This is a genomic window from Rhizobium sp. 11_C7_N12_5, assembly GCF_051811145.1.
Classification (GTDB): domain Bacteria; phylum Pseudomonadota; class Alphaproteobacteria; order Rhizobiales; family Rhizobiaceae; genus Rhizobium; species Rhizobium lusitanum.
In genome coordinates, this window is sequence record NZ_JBPWPY010000001.1 from 1,882,920 (window position 1) to 1,909,690 (window position 26,771).

Consider the following 26,771-nt stretch of genomic DNA (forward strand, 5'->3'; position numbering starts at 1 on the left):
CAAGCAGACATCTAGCTCGCCCCATGCTAAAGAACAGCCGTCATCACCAAAGAGCAGAGACGCCGTTTTGACGGAGCCTAAATTACTTGTAGGCGGCAACCCGCAAATACCCAAAGGCGAAGGCAATGGGCCTGTCCAGGCCTATATTGCGGCGATGCCCTGTTGGAAGCAGCGCGTGGGACGCGCCATCGACGACGTCATCGAACGCACCATTCCCGGCGCAAGAAAAGCGGTCAAATGGAACACACCGTTATATGGCGTCGAAGGCCAAGGCTGGTTCCTTGGTTTTAATTGCTACGAACGATATGTGAAAGTGACGTTCTTCCGCGGCGCATCGCTCGATCCGGTACCGCCGGGCCAGTCGAAGCAGAAGGATGTTCGCTACCTCGATATCCACGAGGATGACCTGATCGACGATACCAGTCTTTCAGACTGGATCAGGCAAGCGAGCGCATTGCCTGGTGAAAGGCTCTAGAACCGCCCTTCTCCTTCACCCTTGGCTTCGTTCCTCGATCGGATAGCTAGGTAAAGTCACAGACGATTGAACCCCGACGCCAGTGCACGGATTGCCGGCGATGCGCTCCGGAGCCATGGGGGCCGATTGGCATTGAATTGCCTTTTTGCACTGCACACGTTAGAAGAGCCGCCAAATTCAAGGGATGGAAACGGGCGGTGGGGGACAGCGCGGCCCGCGGAGGAGTGCCATTATGGAGATCGTCAATACGATAGCCGCCTTGCGCGAGCGCCTTGCCGCGCATCGCAGAGCCGGCAAGAGCGTCGGTCTGGTGCCGACCATGGGCTACCTGCATGCCGGCCATATGGAACTGGTATCGTGTGCCAGGATGGAAAACGATATCGTTGTCACCTCGATCTTCGTCAATCCGCTGCAGTTCGGCGCGAATGAGGATCTGGCGAAATATCCGCGCGATCTTGAGCGCGATAGCGCCATGCTGCGGGACGGCGGCGTCGATTTTCTCTTCGCGCCCGGCGTGACCGACATGTATCCCCGGCCGATGGAAGCGGTGGTTGACGTGCCGAACCTCGGTGCGGAGCTGGAAGGCGCGGTTCGCCCCGGTCACTTCGCCGGTGTCGCCACTGTCGTCACCAAGCTTTTCAATATCGTCCAGCCCGATAGCGCCTATTTCGGCGAAAAGGATTATCAGCAGGTGGCGATCATCCGCCGCATGGTCGAGGATCTGGCGCAGCCGGTTCGGGTCGTGCCGGTGCCGACCGTCCGCGATGCTGACGGATTGGCATTGTCCTCCCGCAACGTCTATCTCTCGCAAGAAGAGCGTGCCGCCGCTGTCATCGTACCGAAGGCATTGGCGGAAGCCGAAAGGCTCTACGATCTTGGCGCCGACGATCCCATCGCATTTGAGGAGGCCTTGCGCGCCTTCATCGAAAAGGAGCCGCTGGCAACTGCCGAAGTCGCCGCCGTTCGTCATCCCGATACGCTGGCGGAGCTGACGAAACTGCAGGGCCAGCCCGTGCTCGTCGCCCTCTTTGTACGCGTCGGCACCACCCGCTTGCTCGACAACCGCGTAATCGGCCGCAAGCAGGCCGCCAGCGAAAAGGCCGCCTGAGATGAGCACCGTCGGACAGACCAAACGCATGACGCCCGCCGCCATCGAAGCGATGAAGGGCACGCACCCGATCGTCAGCCTGACGGCCTATACGACGCCGGTCGCCCGCCTGCTCGATCCGCATTGCGACCTGCTGCTGGTCGGCGATTCCCTAGGCATGGTGCTCTACGGCATGGAGACAACGGTCGGGGTGACGCTTGACATGATGATCGCCCACGGCCAGGGCGTCATGCGCGGCGTCAAGCATGCCTGCGTCATCGTCGACCTACCTTTCGGCTCGTATCAGGAATCGAAAGAACAGGCCTTTCGCAATGCCGCACGTATCCTCAAAGAGACCGGCTGCGATGGCGTGAAGCTGGAAGGCGGTGAGGAAATGGCTGATACGATCGCTTTCCTCACGGCCCGCGGAGTCCCCGTCTTCGGGCATGTCGGGCTGATGCCGCAGCAGGTGAACGCCACGGGCGGCTACCGCTCGCTCGGCCGCTCTGACAAGGAAGCCGACAAGATCCGGCGCGACGCCAAGGCGGTCGCCGATGCCGGCGCCTTCGCCGTCGTCGTCGAGGGCACGATCGAGCCGCTTGCCCGCGAGATCACCGCCTCGATCGGCATCCCCACCATCGGCATCGGCGCATCCCCCGCCTGCGACGGCCAGATCCTCGTCTCCGACGACATGCTCGGCCTCTTCAACGATTTCAAGCCGCGCTTCGTGAAGCATTTCGCGGAGCTGGCACCCGTCATTTCAAAGGCGGCGGAAACCTATGCGGAAGAAGTGAAGGCGCGGACGTTTCCCGGCCCGGAGCATACCTTCCAGCCAAAAAAATAGAGCCGGGTTCAACCCTTGGCCGGCTCCTTCTCCAGCAGGTAGATCGCCTCGCCGAAATCCTCCATCTTGCTCATCAGCGCGGCATGAGCATCCCGCAGGCCCTGATTGTAATAATGGGGACCAATCTCGGCGGTGAAGAAATCTAGCAGGAATTCGGCGGGCAGCGTGCCGAGCGTCTGGTCGAGCTCGTCGGCGAAATAGCGCTGAAGGCGGGCGACCATGGCTGCCTTCTCTTCCTTGGCAAAAGTGATCTTCTTCATAGTCAGTGCCTCCCATTTTGCGAACAAGCCCAATAAGATGGATCAAGGAAATCAATTCACCCATCAAGTAAATTGAATTGCCGCCTGTTCGCGCGCAGCTTACAGCTCCGCCATTGAACAGCGCGCGGGAGCGGACACGCAAGGGGTGCAATCATATTTGTGATCCGCGCCCGGGGATGCAAATCCACTGTCCGGGGATTACGTGCCGGGTTTTCCATGAAGGACAGAGCGGACCATGAGTCGCGCGGAATTTCTTGACGGGTTGAAGGGTGGCATCCCCGTCGGCCTTGCAGCAGCGCCCTTCGGCGCCTTGTTTGGCGCCTTGGCGCGCGATCAGGGCATGTCGCTCGGCGAACTGACCCTGATGAGCGGCACCGTTTATGCCGGTGCCAGCCAGATGGTGGGGCTGGATCTCTTCGGCCACAACGTCCAGGCTTGGCTCATAGTGCTGTCGATCCTGGCAGTGAACTTCCGCCACGTGCTCTATTCGGCGGCAATTGCCCGCTATATCAGGCATTTCTCGGCGGTCGAAAAATTCTTCACCTTCTTCCTGCTGGTCGATCCGCAATTCGCCGAGACGGTCAAGCGTCATGAAAGCGGCAAGCCCGTAACTTTCGCCTGGTATTTCGGCTTTGCGGCAATGGTTTATGTTCCCTGGGTATTGGTGAGCCTTGCCGGCGGTTCGCTCGGCAGTTTCATCGGCGATCCGAAATCCATCGGCCTCGATATCCTGCTGCCGATCTATTTCCTCGGAATCGTCATCGGCTTTCGCAAGCGCGATAACTTCCTGCCCGTCGTGGTGGCCAGCGCCGCGGCTTCGGCCCTCGCCTATCGCTATGTCGGCTCGCCCTGGCATGTCAGCATCGGAGCGCTCGCCGGCGTCGCCATCGCCGCTATTCTGCCGCCGGTGAAAGCAAATCGTAAGCCCGACCTCGTTCACGAAAACCACGAGATCTGACCATGCTCGACTTCAATTCGCATATGGTCCTGCTGATCCTGGCTGCAGCCGTGGTGACCTTCCTGACGCGCATCGGCGGCTACATCCTCATCGTCAAGATGACCCGCATCCCGCCGCGCGTCGAGGCGGCGCTGAATGCGGTGCCCGCTGCAGTGCTGACGACCCTCGTCGCACCGGCCTTCTTCATCGGCGGCTGGGATACAAGGGTGGCACTATTCGCGGCCCTTCTGGTGGGCTTGCGCTATCCGCCGACATTCATGTTGATCGTAGGCTGGATCGTCGTGATGGCCTGGCGGCATTTCATCGGCGCTTGAAATGCCCGCAGCCGATCCCGCCCCTCAAACGAGAGGCGGGATGGCATGGTCTCAATGGCTGAGTTCGAGCGTCGCGTTCTCCAGCCAGGCCCGGATATCCGCATCATGGATCAGCGGCATCAGCGCTTCACGAGTCTTGGTATGATAGTCGTTCAGCCAATGCAGCTCTTCATGCGTCAACAGTTCCACAAGGACCAGGCTGCGGTCGATCGGGCAGAAGGTCAGCGTCTCGAAACCCAGCATCGGCATATCGCCGCCTTCGATCTCCTCCGGATCGCGAATGTAGATCAGGTTTTCGATGCGGATGCCGAAATGGCCGGGGCGGTAGTAGCCGGGCTCGTTCGAGAGAATCATGCCGGGCAACAGTTCCTGCGTCGATAGCCGCGAGATGCGCTGCGGCCCCTCATGCACCGAGAGATAGGAACCGACGCCATGGCCGGTGCCGTGGGCAAAATCGACGCCGGCTTTCCAGAGCGCGATGCGCGCCAGCGGGTCGAGATCGCAGCCGCGCGTGCCCTTCGGGAAGCGCGCCGTGCTGATCGCGATCATTCCCTTCAAAACCAGCGTGAAAAGGCGCTTCTGTTCTTCGGGGACGGTGCCGACTCCGACCGTGCGGGTAATATCGGTGGTGCCGTTGATATACTGCGCACCTGAATCGATCAGGAACAGCTCGCCGGCCTGGATCAGCCGGTCGCTCGCCGTCGTGACGCGATAATGCATGATCGCGGCATGCTCGCCGGCGCCCGAGATCGTATCGAAGGAAATGTCCTTCAGCGGGTTCTGCATGCTTTCGCCGACACGGGCGCGGCAGGCTTCCAGCCGTTCGGCGGCAGCAATTTCCGTCACGGTGCCCGGCTTGGTGGTTTCCAGCCAGTAGAGGAATTCCACCATGGCTGCGCCGTCCTGCAGATGGGCTGCCGCGGATCCGTTGATCTCAGCGGCATTCTTGCAGGCGCGCGGCAGCTTGGCGGGATCATTCCCCTCGACGACCTCGCCACCCTCGCGGCGGATGATATCGGTGAGCGCATAGGAAGCGAGGTCCGGATCGACCAGGATGCGCCCACCATTCGCAGCCGCGAGAGCCAGCCGCTTGGCGAGGTCGAACGGCGGCAGCTGCTTGCAGATCTGCGCCAGGTAGGCCTCGGCCTCGACCTTGGTCTTGCGCTTGTCGAGGAAGAGCTCGGCCTCGGCCTCGGCATAGATGATGGCGCGTGCCAGCGGATGCGGTGTGTGCGGCACGTCGCTGCCGCGAATGTTGAAGATCCAGGCAACCGAGGACGGATCGGTGATCAAGGCCGCCTTGAGGTTCTTTTCCTTCAGACTGGCTGCGATCGTCGCCAGCTTGTCTCTCGCCAATATGCCGGCCTGGCCAATATCCTGAATGATGACGCCGCCGAGCGGTTCGTCGGGCCGGTCGCTCCAGAGCCGGTCCAGCGGATTGTGGGGCAGGAAAACCAACTTGCCGTCGATTTCGCCCAGCGCCTTCTCCAGCCGCCGCACTTCGGCGCCCGTATGCAGCCACGGATCGATGCCGAGCCGGAATCCCTTCTTTGCATTGCGCGGCAGCCAGACATGCGGCGGCTCGTTCACCAGGTCGCCGCCGGTAAAGACGGTGCGATCCACCTGCTCGGCGAGCTGCGTCACATAGCGACCGTCCACGAAAACCACGGCTTGGCTGTGTGTCACAAGCGCAACACCCGCCGACCCAGTGAAGCCTGTGAGCCATGCCAGACGCTCCGAGCATCTGGGCACGTACTCGCCTTGATACTCATCGGCACGAGGCACGAGGAAGCCGTCAATGCCGAGATCGCCGAAGGCGTTGCGCAATCCGGCGACACGCTCGCGGCCGAATTGCGGGGTGGAGGTGACGTCGAAAGACTGAAACATGGCTTGATCCGAGACTGATGGGAATCCGTGAAACTGAGTGCTGCCAGTATGTTAGAGCATGATTGTCGGAAGTGCGACGTGATTTTCGGCTGCGGGCGAAAACTGTCGGCTGGGCGGCAAATCGAGCCCGCAGCATCGCAGGTCTCGAACCTGGCCCGTTAACGAATCCGCCCATTTCATGAGCATCGCTGGTCAATTATGACATCTTCACGGCATGCAATATGCATATGACGCATGGCTCCCATGAGGCGTACCCCCTGCCACACAAGCGGGCGAGTCGCTATATCCAGCGCATCGAACGGGGTTCACAACGAGCCCAACCAAAAAGGACTAAAAACAATGCCTATCTCCCGCTCTGCATATGTTAGCCCGGCGCTGGCTGGCGAGCGTCGCACCGTACGCCACTCCGTCGGCTCGCTTCGTCAGCTTGAAGTCGAAACGTCCAGGGCAATCGGCACAAGCCGTGGCGATCGCCACTAAGAGTTCATGAGCTACGCGTTCTAATTCGGTCGTGGTCCGGTTCTCCTCCTCCCTCCCCGGATCATGATCAGAACGGTAGAGCCCGCTTGAGCACTCCTCCACACGCTCGCGGGTAAGATCGGTCTAGGCCGATCCAAGGCGGTGCCTCGGCACCGCCTTTTTTTATTTTCTCTCGTCGGAAACAGGATTACGGAAAAGCGACCGGCTCAAGGCCGGTCGAGATGGATGGTGACCCAGCCGTTGCGCCAGATGGTGCGCACATGGCGCAGCTTCGCACCATTATAAGCAGCAAGAACCTTCCAGCGCTGTTCGGCGAGAATGCCGGAAAGAACGACCGAGCCGCCCGGCGCCAGATGGGCCACAAGTTGCGGCGCCATCTTGATCAGCGGACGCGCAAGAATATTGGCGATGATCAGATCGAACGGCCCATGACGCGAAAAGGCCGTGGAATGAAAGCCCGGCGCAGTCTCGAGCGCGATGCCTGAGGAAATGCCGTTGCGGCGCACATTTTCGCGCGCGACGCGCACGGCGACCGGATCGATGTCGGTGGCAAGAACCGGAATATTGCGCAGCTTGCGCACCCCGATCGCCAGCACGCCGCTGCCGGTGCCGAGGTCGAGCGCATTGCGCACACGCCGGCTGGCGAGAACCTTCTCGATCGTCTCCAGGCAACCCGCCGTGGTGCCGTGATGGCCGGTACCAAACGCTTGGCCGGCATCGATCTCGATGGCGATGTCGCTCGAGCCAATCTTGTCGCGGTCGTGCGAACCGTGCACCAGAAAGCGCCCGGCGCGAACCGGCTTCAATCCCTCCAGCGACTTGGCGATCCAATCGACATCAGGAATGATTTCCTTTTCGACGGCAAGCTCGGGAAAGGTCGGCTTCAGCAAGGCGGCAAAGCGAGCGCGCACGTCGTCTTCGTCATCCGCGTAGAGATAGATCGAGGTTTCCCAGATGTCCCTCTTCTCGTCGATCTCGCTGGTAGCGATCGGCAACTCTTCGTCTTCGAACACCGGCGTCATCAGATCGAGAATCTGCTCTGCCTTCTTCTCGGTCGTCGTCACATAAAGGCGGATTTCACTCAACTCGTCGCTCTTTCTCGTTCTTACTCGGCCCAATCGATCCAAGGCGGCTTTGGCGTATCGTAACCGGCTACACTCCGAAGCAGGGCCAGCCGGGCCGGGCCGAATCGCAAGAGTAGCGGTGCCAACAGATTGCGCGCCTCAATGGCCAGCGGATTTATCATGGTGATCAGTCGCGTCAGGCCATAGGTCTGCTTCAACACCTGCTTCACGGCGGGAATTCTCAGCGCCGAATACTCCTGTTCTCGCCCTTCCGCAATGAGCCAGGCAAGCCAGCAGGCATCTTCGATGCCGAGGTTCATGCCGCGCGCGCCGGCTGGCGAATGGATGTGGGCAGCATCACCGGCCAGAAACACATTGCCCTTCGCCATCGGCTCGACATGGCGAAAGTGAATGCGGAACTGCGAGGCCCAGGTCTTCTCGGCAACCTTGGCCGGATGAACGATGCGGCTTTCGAAACCCTCCAGCGTCGAAATATAGCGTATGACATCGGCAGCGACAGGCAGACGTCCGATCATGCCTGGATCGAAGAGCGAGATCTCGGCGACATGCGTATCGACCGGATCTTCGTAGCGGAAATCCGCGAGATAGAAATAGGCCTCCAGCGCCTCCCCGGGGAAACCGGCACTCAGCGCTTTGCGCACGACAGAATGCGCACCATCGGCACCGACGAGGATATCCGGCCGAACCGTTTCCATCGCGCCGTCGGCATGCCTGAGCGTAACCTCCGGCTTCCTCAAATCGGCCACCTCGCCCGCGACAACAGCCGTTTGCCATTCCGGCGCAATGCCGTGGGCCGAAAGCGCCTCGATCAGCAAGCGTTCGGTGCGGCCCTGCGCCAAAGCATGAACGGCGCTGAAACGACCGTTCACCTGCCGGGTATCCAGCTCGACGAGAGTTTTCTCTCCCGAACGAACGCGAAAATGTTCGATGGGTTGAGCGGCTGCGACGATGCGTTCACCGACGCCGCAGGCGGAAAGCAACGTCAGCGTGCGTGCATTGACACCAAGAGCTCGGCTCTCCTCGGCGGGTGTCGGGCCAGTGCCGTCATCGATGATGCGTGGCGCGAAGCCGCGTCGGGCAAGCTCAAGCGCAGCGGTTAAACCGACAGGCCCCGCCCCGGCAATCAGGATGGATCTGGATTTCGCTTGGCCGCCAACCCCGTCGCCCATCTTGGCCCCTATCCCTTCTTGATCAGGTTCTCCAGCTTCTTCACCGCCACGTCCGGATCCTCCTGGTAGGCAATGGTTCCGGCAAAACCGCCGGCCGAATCCAGCAGGAAAACCGAGGCGGTGTGATCCATGGTATAATCGCCGTTCGGTTGCTTTTCGTCCACCGGCACCTTCTTGGCATAGACACGGAACCCCTTGACCATGTCCATCACCTTCGAGGGATCGCCCGAAATGCCGGTAATCCGCTTGGATACGTTGGAAACATACTGGTCCATGATTTGAGGCGTATCGCGCTCGGGATCGACAGTCACGAAATAGGCATTGAGCTTGGTGCCATCGGGATCGACCTTCTGCAGCCAACCGTCCAGTTCGAACAGGGTCGTCGGGCAGACATCCGGGCAATGCGTATAGCCGAAGAACACGGCCGAAGGCTTACCGCGAAATGCCTGATCGCTGATTGGCTGTCCGCTCTGCGAGACGAGCGTGAAAGGCACGCCGTAGGGCCCCCCCGCTGCCGCCTCCGGCGCCCTGCCATTTCCGAAGCTCAGCCAGCCCAATATCCCGGCCACGATCAACACGGCCACCCAGACACCAATTCGCACGCTTTTCATGACTGCAATTCCTTGATCGGCCCCACCGTCCATCCCGCCTGAAAAATGCCGAAGGACGGTCCTCCAGCCGGTGTAACGGCTCGTCGTGGAGGACGCAATTCAACAAGACGTTTTGACGGAGCCGAAATCGTCGCAGCAGGGAGCCTCGAAGCCTCAAGCGTCCTCCGGCTCTTCCTTGCCGTTTCGGGCAGACCGAGGCGAAATCTGCCTGTATGTTAAACCAATCCTAACCTGTCCGCGCCAACATCAACCACAAAAGCAAGACTCGACTTCGCCGGCCGCAGGCAAAGCGCGGCAGACCGATTTCTTTCAGAAGGGCATGACGCCCGCCGGATCAGCCAGGCGTTTTCCGCCGAAGCCACCGGATGCTGCCGCTGCCCAAGCCGCTCCAGCCGATCCCTCTTTTTCAATCGCTAGCGTCGCGTGCCGCCGACGCCAAACGGGAAGTCCTCAATCATGACGAACGCCATCAAACAATCGGGCGCCTACCTAGAAATCGTCTCCTTCCATCTCGGCGATCAGGAGTTTTGCATCGATATCATGGCCATCCGCGAAATCCGCGGATGGGCGCCGGTAACGCCTATGCCGCATACGCCGCCTTACGTGCTCGGCCTCATCAACCTGCGCGGTGCCGTCATCCCCGTCATCGACATGGCCTGCCGCCTCGGTATGAAAATGACCGAGCCATCCGAGCGCTCGGCGATCATCGTCACCGACATAGCTGGAAAACTCGTTGGCCTCCTGGTCGAACAGGTCTCCGACATGATGACCATCAAGAGCGAAGATCTGCAGCCGGCGCCGGAGATCATCCCGGAAACACAGCGCGCCTTCTGCCGCGGCATCGTGGCGCTGGAAAAGAGCATGGTCTGCTTCCTCAACCTCGATACCATCATCGCCGATCAACTGGCGCAGGCAGCCTGATCTCAACACATTGCCGCAAAAGAGAATCGCCCTGGGGCCAAGGCTCCAGGGCGATCGTTTTTGTTCGACCGGCGTTGGCAGGGGTGTAGCCAATGCGCCAGCCATGCAGGCCGTGAACAGACGGAAGCATCGCTTCACTGTTCGTCTTCAAAATTGCATCAAAAAGATGCAATCCGAAAGCAACTAGAAGGAATTCGACAACCAAAGAGTATGACTTTTTTTGGTAATAACCCTCTAACGGTTGTCGATGTGGTATTCTGATAGCTTATTTGGGTTTCCCGTTCTTCCAGCTAACATTCTGACCGAACAGCGGTATTGTCGAAATCGCCATCTTGGCCGAGCCGTCCGTCAATTGCCGCGAATGGATGAGATAGACCAGCGTATCGTTCTTCTTGTCGTAGATTCGGGTCACGACCAGCTTCTTCCAGATAAGCGACAATCCGGCGCGAAACACTTCCTCGCCACTCTGGGACAGATTGATATCGCCGATCTCGATCGGGCCGGTCTGGCGGCAGGCGATGGAGTTGTTGGAAGGATCCTCGAACCAGTTGCCCTTGCGCAATCGGTCTATGACGCTGCGGTCGAAATAGGTGACGTGGCAGGTGACACCGGAGACCCCCGGATCAGACACGGCATCGACCAGAATATCATTGCCTGTCCAATCCACTCCCACCTTGCCGACGACTTCGGCAGAGGCGGAAACAGGAGCCAAAGCCAGGAAAGACGCGGCAATGGCGGCACAGAATTTCGGTGAACTCATCGGTCATCCTCCAATATCAGCCGCGGAGCTAGAGCGGCATCGCTAAGGTAAGAGTGCCGGTGAGCTATGCAAGAGAAGGCCGCCAATGCCGCTGCCTACGAACGACCGCTCGGCGATGGGCGCCGACGGCAGCTCCCATCGCGAGGCGCCATCGCCAGGGCGACAGCGCCTCAAACCACGTCGAGAGCATTTGGCTTCATTTGCTTTCGATCGCGACCCCGCCCGTCTCCAACAGAGACTTGAGGTTGGACAATATCTTCGGCCAGCCGCCGGAGACCGCCTCGATGAACTTGGAATTCTCAAGCTCGATCGTATGGGTGACCGTCAGTTTCACCGCACCGTCGGCCGGCTCAAGCTCCATCACGCAGCGCGACCAGCCTTCGGCTTTCAGCTCCGGCCTGAACTCGTTGCGCCATCTGATGGCAAGACGTCGTGGCGGCTCGAACTCCGCGATTTCGCCCATATCGGCGATACGGCCATCGGGAAAGAGCATCTTCCATGGCGAGCCGACCTTCCAGTCGGTCTCGTGCGTCATGTCGAACCAATACTGCCTGATGAATTCGGGCGTGGTAAGCGCCGACCAGAGTTTCTCCGGCGCGGTGCGGATGAAGGTGACGTAGACGAACTTGCTTCCAGTCATGCCATTTCTCCTTGTTTCAATAGTCGTGCTCGTTGGGCTATTGGCCGCCCTCACCTTCGAGCGCCTTCTTCAAGGCCGAAAGCGTGCTCAGCTGCCGATGCTCGAACTTGTTGATCCAGCGCTCGGCGATCTCGTTGATCGGCAGAGGATTGATAAAATGCAGCTTCTCCCGACCCTGCTTTTCGGAGGACACCAGATTGGCTTCCTCCAGAATGGCGAGGTGCTTTGCCACCGCCTGGCGGGTCATCCGCAGATCCTCGCAAAGCGCGCTCAATGTCTGGCCGTTGCGATCATAGAGTCGATCCAGCAACTGTCGCCTGCTCGCATCCGCCAAGGCCTTGAAGACTGCGTCATCATTCATATCAATACGGAACCATTTCGTTGCCTCTTTGGATCTTATAGGCAACCAAATAGTTGCCTGTCAAGCAATCTTTGAGAGAACGCGCTGTCGTAGTCGGGGATCGCAGAAATGATGGGAGTCGATTGACAATGACGCTTTCGCATCGGATCATTCGCGTTATGATCGCAAACCGCACCACCACGATGCATCTTATCACCATCTCACCCCTTGCAGGGCGAGTGGAAGCTGTGTTGCGCTGAGCGAACCGCGATCCATTTCAACCCTGCCGAGGCGAGCAGGGTTGAAATGGTCCTTGCTCTCCTCCCTTATCCCAAGGAGAGCCCATGAATTCCGAACAGGAAGAACCAAGCGAACGACGATCCGGCAAAATCGGACCCGTCGAGATTCGTGCAGCGCGTCCGTCCGATGCCGAAGCGATCACATCGATCGCCAACCTCTCCGGCTTTCGCGCCGGCACGCTGCGCCTGCCCTTCCAAAGCATCGAGGAAACGCAGCAGTGGCTGGATAAGCCTGCGCCCGGTGCGATCAACCTTGTGGCTGTGCTTGACGGACAGATCGTCGGCAATGCCGGCCTCCGCCGCCTCACAGGTCGGCGGATTCACGTTGGGCAAATCGGCATGGGCGTGCATGACGATTTTACAGGCCGCGGCGTCGGCTCCGCACTCCTCGCAGCCCTCATCGATACCGCCGACAACTGGCTGGCGATCAAGCGCGTGGAGTTGACTGTCTATGTCGACAACGCACCGGCGATCCGGCTCTATGAGAAGTTCGGATTCGAAACCGAGGGGCGGCTCAGAGCCTTCGCATTCCGCAATGGCGAATATGTCGACGCTTTCACCATGGCGCGGCTGAGACTTTGAAAAATTCCGGCGGCGGATGCAGTACCGCCGCCGTCCTCACCCGCCGATAAGGTCGAGCCATTCGTCCTCAGTCATGACCTGGACGTCGAATTCCCGCGCCTTGTCGAGCTTCGAGCCTGCGCCCGGCCCTGCCACCACGATATCGGTCTTCTTTGAAACCGAGCCGGAAACCTTGGCTCCCAGGCTCTCGGCCTTGGCTTTCGCCTCGTCGCGGGTGAACTTTTCCAGCGATCCGGTGAAGACAACGGTCTTGCCGGCGACGGGGCTGCCTGAAGTCACCGGCTGCTCGGCCTCCTGAGGCTGCACCTCTTTAAGCAAGCTTGCGATCACCTCGGTATTTCGAGGCTCCTTGTAGAATTCGACGATCGCGCGCGCTACCACTTCGCCGATGCCTTCAATATTGTTGAGATCGTTCCACGCGTCGCCCGCAAGCGGGACTGCTTCCTTCATCGCCATCTCGAAGGCTTCGTAGGTGCCATAGGAGCGTGCAAGCAGCTTCGCCGTCGTCTCGCCGACATGGCGGATGCCGAGCGCGAAGATGAAGCGATGGAGCGCAATCTGGCGCCGTTCGTTGATCGCGGCGTAAAGTTTGCCAACGCTGACCTTGCCGAAGCCGTCGATGTTCTCCAGCTTGGTAAGCGACGACTGCTGACGCCTTTCCAGGGTGAAGATGTCAGGCGCAGTCTTTATCTGCAGCGCCGGGTCATCGCTCGCAAAGAAGAAGTCGATCTGCTTCGAACCCAGTCCTTCGATGTCGTAGGCATTGCGCGAGACGAAATGCTTGAGATGCTCGGTCGCCTGCGCGCGGCAGATGAAGCCGCCGGTGCAACGGGTCACGGCATCGACCTTGCCGGTCTTTTCGTTGATATCGCGCACGGCATGGCTGCCGCAGACCGGGCATACCCTAGGGAATTCGTAAGGCACGCTCGACGCTTCACGCTTTTCCAACACGACGTCGACGATCTGTGGAATGACATCGCCTGCCCGCTGCACGATCACCATGTCGCCGACACGAATATCGCGGCCGTCGCGGATCGGCTCGCCCTTGTTGCCGATACCCCTGATGTAATCGGCATTGTGCAGCGTCGCATTGGTGACGACCACGCCGCCGACGGTGATCGGCTCCAGCCGCGCGACCGGCGTCAGCGCGCCGGTACGGCCGACCTGGATGTCGATATCGATCAAATGTGTGAACGCCTGCTCCGCAGGGAATTTATGCGCCGTCGCCCAGCGCGGTGAGCGCGAACGGAAGCCGAGGCGAGCCTGCAGTTCCAGGCTGTCGACCTTGTAGACGACGCCATCGATGTCATAATCGAGATCGGGCCGCTGCAGGCCGATCTCCTGATAGTGGCCGAGAATGTCGTTGACGGAATTCAGCCGCTCCATCAGCGGATTGACCGGGAAACCCCATGTCTTGAAGGTCTGCACCATGCCGAACTGCGTATCGGCCGGCATGTTTGACATCTCGCCCCAGGCATAGGCGAAGAATTTCAGCTTACGGCTTGCCGTTACCTTTGCGTCGAGCTGGCGAAGCGAACCCGCCGCGGTGTTGCGCGGGTTGACGTAGGTCTGCTTGCCCTCCGCCTCCATCTGGGCGTTGAGCGCCAGGAAATCGCTCTTGGCCATATAGACCTCGCCACGCACCTCAACGACCGCAGGCGCGCCCGCTGGCAGGGTCTGGGGAATTTCCTTGATGGTTCTGATGTTGGCGGTGACATTCTCGCCGGTCGTACCGTCGCCGCGTGTAGCAGCACTGACCATTCGCCCGTTCTCGTAGCGGATTGACATCGAAAGGCCGTCAATCTTCGGCTCGGCGGTAAAGGCGATCGAGTTGTCAGGCAAACGGCCGAGGAAGCGGTAAACGCTCGCCACAAAATCCGCCACGTCCTCCTGCGAAAACGTATTGTCCAGCGACAGCATCGGCCTTGCATGCACGACGGGAGCAAAGGTTTCCGAGGGTGCGGCACCTACCCGCCGCGAAGGGCTGTCGGCTCGAATGAGCTCCGGAAACCGCGCCTCGATGGCATCGTTGCGCCGCTTCAGCGCATCGTAGTCCGCATCCGAGATCTCCGGCGCATCCTTGCTGTGATAGAGCGCATCGTTGCGCGCGATCTCCGCGGCCAGATAGGCGAGCGCGGCGGCCGCTTCCTCTTCGGTCAAATCCTCGACGGGCTTCTGTTCGGTGCTCATGAATCGACACTCCCCGATTTCGGAGATGTTTTAGAGCACTTCGAGAAAAAGTGCGAAGCGGTTTTCCGTCCCGAATGCGCAAAAACAAGGAGAAAAATCGGGCAATGGGACGAGGGCTGGAGTGCGGGGATCAGCCGTTGCCTGCCAGCAGCCGCTTTGCAGCCGCCCTCGCCTCTTCGGTCACCGATGCGCCTGCTAGCATGCGGGCGATTTCCTCAGTGCGGTCTTTCGGCGCCATGGTGGCAACCCGCGTGGAGATCTTTTCCGAGCCATCCGCAACGGGGCCTTTGGAGATCAGCAGATGAGTCGCAGCGCGTGCCGCGACCTGCGGCGCATGGGTGACGGAAAGTACCTGCACGCGATCGGACAGGCGCTTCAGCCGCTGGCCGATGGCATCCGCCACCGCACCGCCGACGCCGGTATCGATTTCGTCGAAAACAAGGGTCGGCGCGGAACCTCGGTCGGCCAACGCCACCTTCAGCGCCAAGAGGAAACGCGACAGCTCGCCGCCGGAAGCGACCTTGGTGATCGGGCCTGGCCGCGTGCCCGGGTTGGTCTGCACATGGAATTCGACGACATCTATGCCATCGGCCGTCGCGGCTTCCGAATCGCTGGTGATTTCAACCATGAACCGCGCCCGTTCAAGCTTCAGCGCCGGCAATTCCGCCATGACGGCGGCGGCAAGCGCTTCACCGGCATGGTGGCGCTTATCGGAGAGGCTGCGGGCGGCCGCATCATATTCCGCCTTGGCAACGGCAAGCTCGCCAGCCAAACGCGCCAGTCTTTCTTCCCCGGCATCCACATCGGCAAGATCGGAGATCATCCGAACGGCCAGTGCCGGAAGCTCGGTCACCGGCACCGAATATTTGCGCGAGGCTCCGCGGAGCGCAAATAGACGCTCCTCGACCCGCTCCAGTTCCCGCGGATCGTATTCCGTCTTGCGGAGCGCGGCCTCGACTTCCATCTGCGCGTTGGAGAGCTGGTCCAGCGCCGCATCGAGCAGCGCTACGGTGTCTTCCAGCAAGCCTGGCGCCTCGTGGCTCTTGCGCTCCAACCGGCGCACCAGCGAGGCAATGTGCGGCACGGGAGAAGCATTGCCGTTGAGGAATTCGGAGGCTTCAGCGATGTCGCCGGCGATGCGTTCGGCCTTCATCATCCGCGAGCGGCGCTCGGCCAGATCATCCTCCTCGCCATCCTGCGGCGATAGCTTCTCCAGCTCCTCGACGGAAGCGCGCAGATAGTCCGCCTCACGCGCGGCGCTCTCTACCTGTTCCCTGTGCTTTCGCAATGTCCGGTCGGTATCGCGCCAGACCTTATGAAGCCTGCCGACCCCTTGCGCTTCCTCGGCAAGACCGGCAAAGGCGTCAAGCAGCATGCGATGTGCATCCGTATCGACAAGCGCACGGTCGTCGTGCTGCCCATGAATTTCGACGAGAAGCTGACCGACCTGACGCATAAGCTGAACGCTGAGCGCCTGGTCATTGACGAAGGCCTTGGTGCGGCCGTCTGCGGACTGGATACGGCGAAAGATCAGGTCGCCGTCGTCGTCGATACCATTGTCGCGCAGCAACTTGCGGGCCGCGTGCTGCGTACCGACATCGAAGACCGCGGTCACCTGGCCACGATCCTCTCCATGACGCACGAGACCGCCATCGCCGCGCCCACCTAGGGCCAGCGACAGGCTGTCAAGCAGGATGGATTTGCCCGCGCCCGTTTCGCCTGTCAAAACCGAGAGCCCGGACTCGAAGGCAAGATCCAGCCGCTCGATCAGGACGATATCGCGGATCGAAAGCTGGATCAGCATCTGCGCTCAATCTCACGTCCCAAGTATAAGTTTCTTGCCCGCTCTGGAAATCCAGGAACCAGTGTTTTCGCTCGGCTCGACGCCGCCGCTCTTCAGCAGCTTATATGAGTCGGCATACCAGCGGCTATCCGGATAATTGTGGCCGAGAACAGCTGCTGCCGTCTGCGCCTCCGGAACGATGCCCATGGCGTAATAGGCTTCGACCAGGCGCGCCAGAGCTTCCTCGATCTGATTCGTGGTTGGATACTGCTCAATGACCACGCGGAAGCGAGCGATCGCGGCAAGATAATCCTTGCGCTCGAGATAGTAGCGCCCGATCTGCATTTCCTTGCCGGCGAGCTGGTCGCGAGCAAAGCGAATCTTCTCCTGCGCGTCGCTGACATACTGCGATTTCGGATAGTTGTTGACGAGCTTGGTCATCGCCTCCATCGTCTGCTGCGCGGCGCGCTGATCCTGGGTCACGTTGACAATCTGCTTGGCGTAGGACGAACCGACGAGGTACTGGACGTAGTCAGCATCCTCGGAGCCGGGATATTGCTTGAGATAGCTATTGCCTGTCTGCACGGCATCATCATAGCGACCTGTGCGGTACTTCACGAAAGTGCTCATCACCAGCGCCTTGCGCGCCCATTCCGAGAATGGCTGCTGCTGGTTGATGGCATCGAACTTTTTACCGGCCTCCGTCATATTGCCTGCCTTGATGTTGGCAAGGCCCTGATTATAGAGCAGTTCCGGCGGATCGGTCTCGACACCGAGCTTGGTGATGTCGATATCCTTTTTCGTATTACAACCCGTCACCACCGCACCGGTACCAGCGAGGAGAAGCGATACGAGCAAAGCCCGTGTTGTAATCTTCATGCTTTCAGACCTTGCAAAACCCATCGGATCACTGTCCCACTAGCCGTCGTTGCGGAGACGGCATTCTCTCGCTGGCGTTTCTAGCCGCAAAAACACCATCAGGGCAACGCAATGATGATGCATTAACGCATTTTTGTGGCGAAGACCGCATATCAGCGGGCTTAATCACTGTTTTGACTGGGAATTCTTTCGCCGGTCTCCCTGACTTCCATGTCCTGCACCGACTGAAGGCAAACCTCGTGAATCTCCCGCCCAAAAAAAGAGCCGCTCCTCATCGAAGCGGCGTCGTTTCCTGTCTAAGGTCTGAAAATCACGCCGACCAGGGCGCGAATTCCGGCGCGTTGACCGGAACGAAATCGCGGCTGTGAGCACGCTGACGCGGCGCCGATGTTTCGACGACATCGTAGGCGCTGGGATCGCTGAGCAATGCCTTCAGAGCATTCGCATTCATACGATGACCGCCGCGATAGGAACGGTAATGACCGATGAACTGCGCACCTGCCATCGCCAGATCGCCAACGGCATCCAACGTCTTGTGGCGAACGAATTCGTCCTTGGCGTAACGCAGACCCTCAACGTTGATGACCGTATCGTCGTCGGAGATGACAACGGAATTTTCCAACGACGAACCCAGCGCGTGACCCGAAGCCCAGAGGCGTTCGACATCGCGCATGAAACCAAAAGTGCGAGCGCGCGACAGTTCGGTCTTGAACGTCTCGGCGGTCAGGTCGCCTTCCCATTTCTGCCGGCCAATCAGCGGGCATTCGAAATCGATCTCAACCTCGAACCGCGTGCCGTCATAGGGACGGAATTCGCACCAGGAACCGCCAGCCTCGATACGCACCGGCTTGGTAACCCGGATGTAACGGCGCTTGACGCCAAGCGAAACGATACCGACCTGCTCGATGGCCTCGATGAACGGAAAGGAACTGCCGTCCATGATCGGCATTTCAGCGCCCGTAACTTCGATGGCGACGTTGTCGAGACCAATAGCGTAGATAGCCGCCATGACATGCTCCACAGTCGCGACGGAGCGCGACGGCGAGAAGCCGAGCACGGTGCAGAGATCCGTATTGCCAACCTGCGAGGAAACGGCGCGCAGTTCCGTCACGTCGCCATTGTCATGCAGACGCTGGAAAACAATGCCGCTACCAGCCTCGGCTGGATAGAAAGTGATCGACACATCGGCGCCCGAATGAACGCCTATACCCGAAAGTGTCACGGGGTTTGCAATGGTGGTCTGAAAACCCAGCAATCCGATTGCCATATAAGTTCTGCCTTCGTCTATCTGATCCAGGCCGGGCGGTCATCTTCGGACGCTTACCTTATTGCCGGTTCAGTCTGTTAATCATGCTGCGGGCGCCACATACGTTCATCATTGAATGTGATTCCGCAGGCTTGCTTGGTAACTACATACGCGCCGAGGCATCGCATTCCAAATCACTGTTTCTTTCGCTTTGTTACGAAAGCAGTTGCTTGAATTTGCAGGATAATTTCAGATACGACAACGAGTCTGAAATATGGAAAACCGGGATCTTTCGACCCCGGTTTTCTCAAAGATGGTTAGCAACCTATTAAAAGGCCGCCCAATATTGGCTCAGTTCGACTGACGACGCAGGAAGGCCGGAATTTCGAGCTGATCGTCTTCATGGCTCGTCATGCGTGCCGCCGGAACCTGGCGGCCCTGATCGTCGAGCTGGCCGCGACGCGGTGCGTAGAGGCTCGCTTCCGGCGACGGCGCACGACGCTGCTGCGGAGCGGCAGCGGCCGGAGCCATCATATCGTCGAAAGCAGGATCTTCGTCGCGACGACCAAGCGAATTGGTGATTCGCTTCAGCAGGCCCATGGGACCGCGCTCTTCGGCAGCCTGAGCGGCGACCGGCTGGGCGCGATGTTCCATCTCGGCCTTAACCACCGGCGGGAAGTCTTCCACCTTCGGCATGCGGACCTGCTCGGGAGCCTGACGGATGATCGGCTGCTGCTGCATGACCGGCGCGGGCTGCGGCTGAACCGGAGCCTGACGGACGGGCTGAGCTTCCGGCGCTGCCGCAAAGATGCGGCTCTGCGGACGGAAGTTCTCCTCAGGCGCTGAAGCCTGCGGCATGACCGGCTGCTGCTGAACTTGAGGCTGACGACCCATCTGGATTTCCAGCTCACGTTCCAGGTCGGCTTCGGCAGCACGAATGGTCTGGGCGACCGGATCGATGGTGCGAGGAGCCGGAGCGGTGTGGGCCTGCGCGACATGGGCAGGCTGAGCTGCGGCCGCTGCCGGGGCGGCGGCCGCGGAAGGACGGATAGCCGGCTTCGCGACCGGGCGGAATTCCATGCCCCTGTCGGCCGCTTCGTTCATCGCACGGTCGATACCCGTTGCAACGACGGAGACGCGGATGATGCCTTCGAGCGATTCGTCGAAGGTGGCGCCGAGGATGATGTTGGCGTCCGGATCGACTTCTTCGCGGATGCGGGTCGCAGCCTCATCGACTTCAAACAGGGTGAGGTCGCGACCACCGGTGATCGAGATCAGCAGGCCCTGTGCGCCCTTCATCGAGGTTTCGTCGAGCAGCGGGTTGGCGATGGCGGCTTCTGCAGCCTGCATCGCGCGGCCCTGGCCGGAAGCCTCGCCGGTACCCATCATGGCGCGGCCCATTTCGCGCATGACCGAGCGGACGTCGGCGAAATCGAGGTTGATGAGACCTTCCTTCACCATCAGATCGGTGATGCAGGCAACGCCCGAATAAAGAACCTGGTCGGCCATCGAGAACGCGTCGGCGAAAGTCGTCTTGTCGTTGGCGATGCGGAACAGATTCTGGTTCGGAATGACGATCAGCGTGTCGACCGACTTCTGCAGTTCCTGGATACCCATTTCAGCAAGCCGCATGCGACGGCCGCCTTCGAAGTGGAACGGCTTGGTGACGACGCCGACGGTCAGGATGCCCTTGTTGCGGGCGGCCTGCGCGACAACAGGCGCTGCACCCGTGCCCGTGCCGCCGCCCATGCCGGCGGTGACGAAGCACATGTGCGTGCCGTTGAGATGATCGATGATCTCATCGATGCATTCCTCGGCAGCTGCGCGGCCGACTTCCGGCTGCGAACCGGCGCCGAGACCTTCCGTGACGTTGACGCCGAGCTGGATGATTCGCTCGGCCTTCGTCATCGTCAGCGCCTGCGCGTCGGTGTTGGCGACGACGAAATCGACGCCCTGCAAGCCTGCCGTGATCATGTTGTTGACAGCATTGCCGCCGCCGCCGCCGACACCGAACACGGTGATACGCGGCTTAAGCTCGGTGATGTCTGGCTTATGCAGCTTGATAGTCATTGTACCCGTTCCTTCTCTCTATGGCCGCATCGCCACGCCGGCCAATTCACTCGATTTCACTTGCCTGACGCCTACCCCGGAAAGATTTGCCGGGATCAGGCATTCAAAAACTCTCTTTCAGCCATTGGCCGACACGGCCGATCCGGCTGTTGTTACCTCCAAGCGACGAGAGCAAGCCGCTGCTCGGCGCATGTGTCTCCATGTCCGCAACCTGCGGATAGATCATCAGGCCCACCGCCGTCGAAAAAGCCGGCCCCTTGGCCGCGGTCGGCAGGCCGGACACGCCCATGGGGCGGCCGATGCGGACATTGCGGGCAAGAACGCGGCGCGCCACATCCGGCAGGCCGGTCAACTGGCTGGCACCGCCGGTCAGGACGACGCGTTTGCCGACGATCGGGCTGAAGCCCGAGCGCTGAATGCGATCGCGGATCAGCTCGAGGGTTTCCTCGATGCGGGCCTTGACGATGCGCGACACCAGAGCCTTCGGCACCTGTGTCGGCTGATCGCGCTCATCCTCGCCAATCGGCGGAATGGAAATCAGCTCGCGCTCATCCGAGGAGTTCGCCAGCGCGGAGGCATGCACCACCTTCAGCCGCTCGGCATCCTCGATGCGGGTCGAAAGGCCGCGGGCAAGATCTGTGGTCACATGATGGCCGCCAAGGCTGACGGCATCGGTATGCACCAGCTTGCCTTCGGCAAAGACCGAGATCGTCGTCGTGCCGCCACCCATATCGATTGCGGCGCAACCGAGCTCGACTTCGTCGTCGACGAGAGCGGCAAGGCCGCTGGCATAAGGGGTTGCCACCATGCCCTCGACCGACAGATGCGCACGATTGATGCAGAGCTCGAGATTGCGGAGCGCCGCACGCTCGGCCGTCACGACATGCATGTCGACACCCAGCACATCGCCGAACATCGCCAGCGGATCGCGAATGCCGCGCTCGCCATCGAGGGAATAACCGGTCGCCAGCGAATGCAGGACGGCACGCTCCTGGCGGATCGACTGCTGGCAGGCCGCGGCCAACACTTTCTTGAGATCGTTGCTTTCGACTTCCTGACCGCCCAGATCGATCGTCGCGGTATAAATATCGCTGCCGAGGCGTCCGGCGGAAACATTGACGATCAGGCTATCGACGGTAAGGCCCGCCATGCGCTCAGCCGCATCGACGGAGAGCCGGACCACGCTTTCCAGCGCATCGAGATCTGCGATCACGCCGGTCTTGATGCCGCGGGAGCGCTGATGGCCGATGCCGATGATCTCGATATTATGCGTGCGGTTCGGGAGAACCTGGCTCTCCTCACGCGGTGTCAGCCGGCCGATCATGCAGACGACCTTCGTCGAGCCGATGTCGAGGACCGATACGATATGCGACCGCTTCGAGGACAGCGGCTTCAACCGAGGCAGGCCAAAATGGGACGAACCGAACAAGCTCATGTATCCTGCCCTGCTTTCTTCAAAGCCTTGTTTCTGGCGTCGACAGCAGCTTCACGGCGAACCGCTGCGTCTGGGGTCAATTCAATGGCGGTACGATCGCCGAGACGGAGATCAACGGCGGCGATGTCGCGCTGCAGAAGGTTCTGATCCTTGTCGAGCTTGGTCAGCCGGGCGAGCGCGCCATCGATATTGTCTTCCGGCAATTTGATGATCACGCCGTTGTCGAGATAGAGATCCCATCGGCGACCGGCGACGCGCACAAACGCCCTCACGTGGTCGCGGACATCCTGCCACTTGGCGAATTCGTCATCGATGGAAGCGGCTGCCGTTTCAGCATCGCGGCCGACGAAGAGCGGCAGCTTTGCGAACTTGTTGTCGCGCAGTGGTGCGATCACGCTGCCGTCCTTCTGGATCAGCGAAAGCTCGGAGCCATGCTGCCAGATGGCATAGGCCTTGCGCTCCGTCAGCTTCACCTCGACAGTTCTGGGATAGACCTTGCGGACCTCGACGCTCTGCACCCAGGGCAGATTGGCGATCTTCTGGCGAGCCGCATCCGCATTGAGGGCGACCAGCGACGTCGTGCCATCGAGACCGAGCAGCTGCAGGATCTCGATTTCCGACGTTTCGTCGTTGCCCGAAACCTTCACGTCCTCGATGGCGAAACCGGCAGCCGACGTCGTCGCCTCGGCGACAGCTTGGCTGTGCCCGCCGATCGACATGCCGTAAAGACCCGTCACAGCCAGGAGTACAAGGGTGGAAACCGTGCCCGTATGAGCTGGAATGTTAACGCGGCCCGAGCCGAGACTGACCAGGAAGCGTACCGTGCGGCGCATCGGGCGCGGCAGCACGAACGTATCCTCGACATCGTCGATGGCGAGCGGGACGCGATGACGGGACCGCCTCATATTTTTGACCGTCAGCGCAAACAAGACGCGTCCTCCACCATCCACCGGAGAAATTCACCAAAAGCGTTGCCGGCGTGAGCGGCCATTTCGGGCACCAATGAGGTAGGCGTCATGCCCGGCTGAGTATTGATCTCCAGCCAAACAAGTTCACCCTCTTCGGAAAAGCGATCGTCAAAACGGAAGTCAGACCGACTGACGCCACGGCAGCCGATAGCTTCATGCGCCCTTAACGATAATGTTTGTATGTTTTGGTAAAGATTTGGTGAAATTTCCGCCGGAAGCACATGTTTTGATCCACCATGGGCATACTTGGCGTCATAATCATAGAAACTGTGGCCCAGCGGCACGATCTCGGTGACGCCGAGAACCCTGTCGCCCATCACCCCGCACGTCAGCTCGCGACCCGGAATATAACGTTCGACCAGCACTTCATCGCCATAGCGCCACTCCGAAGACGTGATGATCTGCGGCGGATGCGCCTGATCCTCCTTAACGATGACGACGCCGAAGCTCGACCCTTCGCGCACCGGCTTGACGACATAGGGCGGCTTCATCGGATGCTCGCCGACAATGCCGAAGCGATCCATGACGATCGAACTGGCAACGGGAATGCCGGCCGCTGCGGCAACCGTCTTTGCGCGGGATTTGTCCATCGCGAGAGCGGAGGCGAGCACGCCGGAATGCGTGTAGGGGATCTGCAGATATTCAAGAATACCCTGAATGGTGCCGTCCTCACCGAAAGGACCGTGCAGCGCGTTGAAGACCACGTCGGGCTTCATTTCGGCCAGGCGGCTGGCGACATCGCGATCCACGTCGATGCGGGTAACCTCAAATCCTTCGGCTTCGAGGGCGTCAGCGCATGCCTTTCCCGAGGAAAGGCTGACCGGCCTTTCCGAGGAAAATCCGCCCAAAAGGACAGCCACATGCTTGCCACCCATCAATACCCCCAGTGTTTACAGTCTCTTCTCTGCGTTCGCTCGACCTCGCCTACAGCGATTCTCGCCCCGCTTTCCATGGTCCGATTAGAACGACATTAAGGTTAATGAAGCGTTTACTTTCGTTAACTTTCGGTCGCCCTGCCGATGGCCGGTTTTCTCGAATCAAATCGGTCTAAAGAATTCTGCCATTGGAATCAGAGAGTTGCTACTTTTGAATGTCGACATTTAGATTTTTTTAAACAAAGAGGCCCGCATCGAGGGGTCCGATGCGGGCCTGAAAATCTCAAACCGACGCTGATCTCATTCGTTGTCGTCGACCAATTTCCAGACGAGTCCCCCTAAAGCGCCACCCACGATCGGCGCCACCCAGAACAGCCAAAGCTGCTGCAACGCCCAACCGCCGACGAACAGGGCCTGACCTGTCGAACGGGCCGGATTGACCGAGGTATTGGTGATCGGGATCGAAATGAGGTGGATCAGCGTCAGCGAAAGGCCGATCGCGATCGGCGCGAAGCCGGCCGGCACCTTGCTGCTCGTCGAACCGAGAATCACAACCAGGAAGAACAAGGTCAACACGATCTCGGCGACCAGTGCCGATAGCAGGGAGTAGCCACCCGGCGAATGTTCTCCGTAGCCGTTTGCCGCAAAGCCGCCGAGCTGGAAGTCGGCCTTGCCGCTCGCGATCAGATAGAGCACGGCCGCCGCCACGACCGCGCCAACAACCTGCGCGACAATATAAGGAATGAGCTGCCCGGCGGGGAAACGACCGGCAACCGTCAGACCAACCGAAACGGCTGGGTTGAAATGGCCGCCCGAGATACCGCCAACCGCATAGGCCATGGTAAGCACCGTCAAACCAAACGCAAAAGCAACACCTAGAAAACCGATACCGAGGCTCGGAAATGCCGCGGCGAAGATTGCACTGCCGCAGCCGCCGAATACGAGCCAGAACGTCCCAAGAAACTCAGCAATGAGTTTTTTCTGCATTAACCCTTCTCCTGTGCCCGCAACCGAAGCGAAAGTCAGCCATTTTTAGAAAAAGATCTCGGGAAGGACTCGCCGAAGACACGCCCACTCAGTGGCAAACATTCGCCCAGTTGCTCGCGAATCAACCATTACGGTTAAACAATAGCATGCAACCGGTGATTTCTTGTTCATTTAGCGTTTGCGTCGAATAAAAATTACGCTAAGGACACCTTTTACTCGCTAAGGTAACCTTAGCGTCATCTAAAATGGTGGGACCATGACTGACGCGATAACTCCTTTATCGCCGACCCCCTCGTCATCGAACAATGCTGTTGCGAATTCCCCGGCACGTGTTCTGATCGCGAGCCTCATCGGCACAACGATCGAATTCTTCGATTTCTACGTCTATGCAACGGCGGCGGTTATCGTCTTCCCGAAGCTGTTTTTCCCTGCAAGCGATCCGACCTCGGCGACGCTGCAATCCTTCGCGACCTTCTCCATCGCCTTCTTCGCGCGCCCGATCGGCGCGATGATCTTCGGCCACTTTGGTGACCGAATCGGCCGAAAGGCGACGCTCGTCGCGGCATTGATGACCATGGGCCTCTCGACCGTAGTGATCGGTCTGCTTCCGACCTATGAATCAATCGGCGTTGCGGCTCCGCTCCTGCTGGCACTTTGCCGTCTTGGCCAGGGCCTTGGTCTCGGGGGCGAATGGGGCGGCGCGGTGTTGCTCGCCACGGAGAACGCGCCGGAAGGCAAGCGCAGCTGGTACGCGATGTTCCCACAGCTCGGCGCCCCCATCGGCTTCATCCTTTCGGCAGGTCTCTTCCTGACCCTCCGCGAAAGCATGACGGATGCCGACTTCCTGAGCCATGGCTGGCGTATCCCCTTCCTGATCAGCCTCGTATTGGTCGCAGTCGGCCTCTATGTCCGACTGAAAATCACCGAAACACCAGAATTCCGCCGCGCCATCGAAAAGGAAGAGCGCGTTTCCGTTCCGATCGCTGTCATCTTCCGCTCGCACCTCCGCAGCCTCTTTCTCGGCACGATCATCGCGGTCGCGACCTTCGTGCTGTTCTATCTGATGACGGCATTTACCTTGAGCTGGGGCACCAGACCGGCGGGCACCGGGCCGCTGCCGGCAGGTCTCGGCTATTCGCAAGGCCAGTTCCTCGTCGTTCAGCTCGTTGGCGTCGTCTTCTTCGGCCTGATGATTCCGATCTCCGGCCTGCTCTCGGACCGCTATTCGCGCCGGCTGGTTCTGGTGCTCACGACCATCGGCATCTTGATCTTCGGCCTGTTCTATTCATCGCTGCTGACCGCCGGCCTTGCGGGCGCCTTCGCCTGCTCGATCATCGGCCTAGCGCTGATGGGCTTCACCTACGGTCCGATCGGAGCGGCATTGGCTGCACCCTTCCCGACCGCCGTGCGCTATACCGGCGCCTCGATGACCTTCAATCTCGGCGGCATCGTCGGTGCATCGCTCGCGCCCTATATCGCCACTTGGCTCGCAACGAACTACGGCCTGGTCTATGTCGGCTACTACCTGACGGCCGCGGCAGCGCTCTCGCTGATTGGCATCGTCCTGTCGGGCAACGACGAAATCTGAGGATATTGCGATAACCAATTGAAAAGGCCGGGTGAAAA

25 protein-coding genes are annotated in these 26,771 nt (G+C 60.1%); 8 read left to right on the plus strand and 17 right to left on the minus strand.

Annotated features, from left to right (window positions below):
- Positions 1 to 67: 67 nt before the first annotated feature.
- The 3 genes from AB8B29_RS09340 (at position 68) to panB (ending at position 2,406) form a co-directional block, all read left to right on the plus strand.
- Complete coding sequence (locus AB8B29_RS09340) at positions 68 to 475, plus strand: DUF1801 domain-containing protein (protein WP_051964453.1); 408 nt, start codon at positions 68 to 70, stop codon at positions 473 to 475.
- Between the two features lie 232 nt (positions 476 to 707).
- Positions 708 to 1,583 (plus strand): pantoate--beta-alanine ligase, encoded by an 876-nt coding sequence (panC, locus tag AB8B29_RS09345; protein ID WP_037202699.1) that lies wholly within the window; start codon positions 708 to 710, stop codon positions 1,581 to 1,583.
- 1 nt (position 1,584) lies between these two features.
- Entirely contained in the window at positions 1,585 to 2,406 is an 822-nt protein-coding gene (panB, locus tag AB8B29_RS09350; protein WP_037202700.1) for a 3-methyl-2-oxobutanoate hydroxymethyltransferase, read from the plus strand.
- An 8-nt stretch (positions 2,407 to 2,414) separates the two neighbouring features.
- Here panB and AB8B29_RS09355 read toward each other — a convergent pair whose 3' ends face one another.
- On the minus strand, positions 2,415 to 2,666 hold the full coding sequence (locus tag AB8B29_RS09355) for a DUF2164 domain-containing protein (RefSeq protein ID WP_037202701.1): 252 nt from the start codon (positions 2,664 to 2,666) through the stop codon (positions 2,415 to 2,417).
- Positions 2,667 to 2,901: 235 nt separating this feature from the next.
- Between AB8B29_RS09355 and AB8B29_RS09360 the strand changes: the two genes are divergently transcribed.
- Both AB8B29_RS09360 and AB8B29_RS09365 read left to right on the plus strand, forming a co-directional pair.
- The gene (locus AB8B29_RS09360) at positions 2,902 to 3,624 is read left to right on the plus strand and encodes an AzlC family ABC transporter permease (protein WP_037202702.1); all 723 of its coding nucleotides are present in this window, start codon (positions 2,902 to 2,904) and stop codon (positions 3,622 to 3,624) included.
- A gap of 2 nt (positions 3,625 to 3,626) precedes the next feature.
- Positions 3,627 to 3,938: an AzlD family protein gene (locus AB8B29_RS09365; RefSeq protein WP_037202703.1), complete on the plus strand. Its 312-nt coding sequence runs from the start codon at positions 3,627 to 3,629 to the stop codon at positions 3,936 to 3,938.
- Between the two features lie 51 nt (positions 3,939 to 3,989).
- Here AB8B29_RS09365 and AB8B29_RS09370 read toward each other — a convergent pair whose 3' ends face one another.
- The 4 genes from AB8B29_RS09370 to AB8B29_RS09385 all read right to left on the minus strand — a co-directional run bounded on the left by AB8B29_RS09370 (position 3,990) and on the right by AB8B29_RS09385 (position 9,170).
- On the minus strand, positions 3,990 to 5,825 hold the full coding sequence (locus tag AB8B29_RS09370) for an aminopeptidase P family protein (protein WP_037202704.1): 1,836 nt from the start codon (positions 5,823 to 5,825) through the stop codon (positions 3,990 to 3,992).
- A 686-nt stretch (positions 5,826 to 6,511) separates the two neighbouring features.
- Entirely contained in the window at positions 6,512 to 7,390 is an 879-nt protein-coding gene (locus tag AB8B29_RS09375; protein ID WP_037202705.1) for a 50S ribosomal protein L11 methyltransferase, read from the minus strand.
- A 20-nt stretch (positions 7,391 to 7,410) separates the two neighbouring features.
- Entirely contained in the window at positions 7,411 to 8,559 is a 1,149-nt protein-coding gene (locus tag AB8B29_RS09380; protein WP_037202706.1) for an FAD-dependent oxidoreductase, read from the minus strand.
- Positions 8,560 to 8,567: 8 nt separating this feature from the next.
- Entirely contained in the window at positions 8,568 to 9,170 is a 603-nt protein-coding gene (locus AB8B29_RS09385) for an SCO family protein (protein ID WP_037202881.1), read from the minus strand.
- 456 nt (positions 9,171 to 9,626) lie between these two features.
- On the opposite strand from AB8B29_RS09385, the gene AB8B29_RS09390 reads away from it, so the two are divergent.
- Complete coding sequence (locus AB8B29_RS09390) at positions 9,627 to 10,091, plus strand: chemotaxis protein CheW (RefSeq protein ID WP_034504287.1); 465 nt, start codon at positions 9,627 to 9,629, stop codon at positions 10,089 to 10,091.
- A gap of 265 nt (positions 10,092 to 10,356) precedes the next feature.
- On the opposite strand, the gene AB8B29_RS09395 is transcribed toward AB8B29_RS09390, so the two are convergent.
- The 3 genes from AB8B29_RS09395 to AB8B29_RS09405 form a co-directional block, all read right to left on the minus strand.
- Positions 10,357 to 10,851: a CreA family protein gene (locus tag AB8B29_RS09395; protein ID WP_037202707.1), complete on the minus strand. Its 495-nt coding sequence runs from the start codon at positions 10,849 to 10,851 to the stop codon at positions 10,357 to 10,359.
- A 196-nt stretch (positions 10,852 to 11,047) separates the two neighbouring features.
- A complete protein-coding gene (locus AB8B29_RS09400; protein WP_037202708.1) occupies positions 11,048 to 11,491 on the minus strand; it encodes an SRPBCC family protein in 444 nt (147 codons plus the stop codon).
- 37 nt (positions 11,492 to 11,528) lie between these two features.
- Complete coding sequence (locus AB8B29_RS09405; RefSeq protein WP_037202709.1) at positions 11,529 to 11,852, minus strand: ArsR/SmtB family transcription factor; 324 nt, start codon at positions 11,850 to 11,852, stop codon at positions 11,529 to 11,531.
- A gap of 323 nt (positions 11,853 to 12,175) precedes the next feature.
- On the opposite strand from AB8B29_RS09405, the gene AB8B29_RS09410 reads away from it, so the two are divergent.
- Positions 12,176 to 12,712: a GNAT family N-acetyltransferase gene (locus tag AB8B29_RS09410; protein WP_037202710.1), complete on the plus strand. Its 537-nt coding sequence runs from the start codon at positions 12,176 to 12,178 to the stop codon at positions 12,710 to 12,712.
- A gap of 36 nt (positions 12,713 to 12,748) precedes the next feature.
- Here AB8B29_RS09410 and ligA read toward each other — a convergent pair whose 3' ends face one another.
- From ligA to aqpZ, 9 genes are all read right to left on the minus strand, one after another.
- On the minus strand, positions 12,749 to 14,902 hold the full coding sequence (gene ligA, locus AB8B29_RS09415) for an NAD-dependent DNA ligase LigA (RefSeq protein WP_037202711.1): 2,154 nt from the start codon (positions 14,900 to 14,902) through the stop codon (positions 12,749 to 12,751).
- 130 nt (positions 14,903 to 15,032) lie between these two features.
- Entirely contained in the window at positions 15,033 to 16,706 is a 1,674-nt protein-coding gene (gene recN, locus AB8B29_RS09420; protein WP_037202712.1) for a DNA repair protein RecN, read from the minus strand.
- A 12-nt stretch (positions 16,707 to 16,718) separates the two neighbouring features.
- Positions 16,719 to 17,588, minus strand: coding sequence for an outer membrane protein assembly factor BamD (locus AB8B29_RS09425; RefSeq protein WP_173410968.1), 870 nt, complete (start codon positions 17,586 to 17,588; stop codon positions 16,719 to 16,721).
- 286 nt (positions 17,589 to 17,874) lie between these two features.
- Positions 17,875 to 18,831: a UDP-3-O-acyl-N-acetylglucosamine deacetylase gene (gene lpxC, locus AB8B29_RS09430; RefSeq protein WP_037202714.1), complete on the minus strand. Its 957-nt coding sequence runs from the start codon at positions 18,829 to 18,831 to the stop codon at positions 17,875 to 17,877.
- 330 nt (positions 18,832 to 19,161) lie between these two features.
- Positions 19,162 to 20,880, minus strand: coding sequence for a cell division protein FtsZ (ftsZ, locus tag AB8B29_RS09435; RefSeq protein WP_047558074.1), 1,719 nt, complete (start codon positions 20,878 to 20,880; stop codon positions 19,162 to 19,164).
- 103 nt (positions 20,881 to 20,983) lie between these two features.
- The gene (gene ftsA / locus AB8B29_RS09440) at positions 20,984 to 22,315 is read right to left on the minus strand and encodes a cell division protein FtsA (protein ID WP_037202716.1); all 1,332 of its coding nucleotides are present in this window, start codon (positions 22,313 to 22,315) and stop codon (positions 20,984 to 20,986) included.
- Complete coding sequence (locus AB8B29_RS09445; protein ID WP_037202717.1) at positions 22,312 to 23,244, minus strand: cell division protein FtsQ/DivIB; 933 nt, start codon at positions 23,242 to 23,244, stop codon at positions 22,312 to 22,314. The genes ftsA and AB8B29_RS09445 overlap by 4 nt, the downstream gene beginning before the upstream one ends.
- Positions 23,232 to 24,158: a D-alanine--D-alanine ligase gene (locus AB8B29_RS09450; RefSeq protein ID WP_439006459.1), complete on the minus strand. Its 927-nt coding sequence runs from the start codon at positions 24,156 to 24,158 to the stop codon at positions 23,232 to 23,234. The genes AB8B29_RS09445 and AB8B29_RS09450 overlap by 13 nt, the downstream gene beginning before the upstream one ends.
- 300 nt (positions 24,159 to 24,458) lie before the next feature.
- Positions 24,459 to 25,145: an aquaporin Z gene (aqpZ, locus tag AB8B29_RS09455; RefSeq protein ID WP_037202720.1), complete on the minus strand. Its 687-nt coding sequence runs from the start codon at positions 25,143 to 25,145 to the stop codon at positions 24,459 to 24,461.
- 256 nt (positions 25,146 to 25,401) lie between these two features.
- On the opposite strand from aqpZ, the gene AB8B29_RS09460 reads away from it, so the two are divergent.
- Entirely contained in the window at positions 25,402 to 26,733 is a 1,332-nt protein-coding gene (locus AB8B29_RS09460; RefSeq protein WP_037202724.1) for an MFS transporter, read from the plus strand.
- Positions 26,734 to 26,771: the final 38 nt, after the last annotated feature.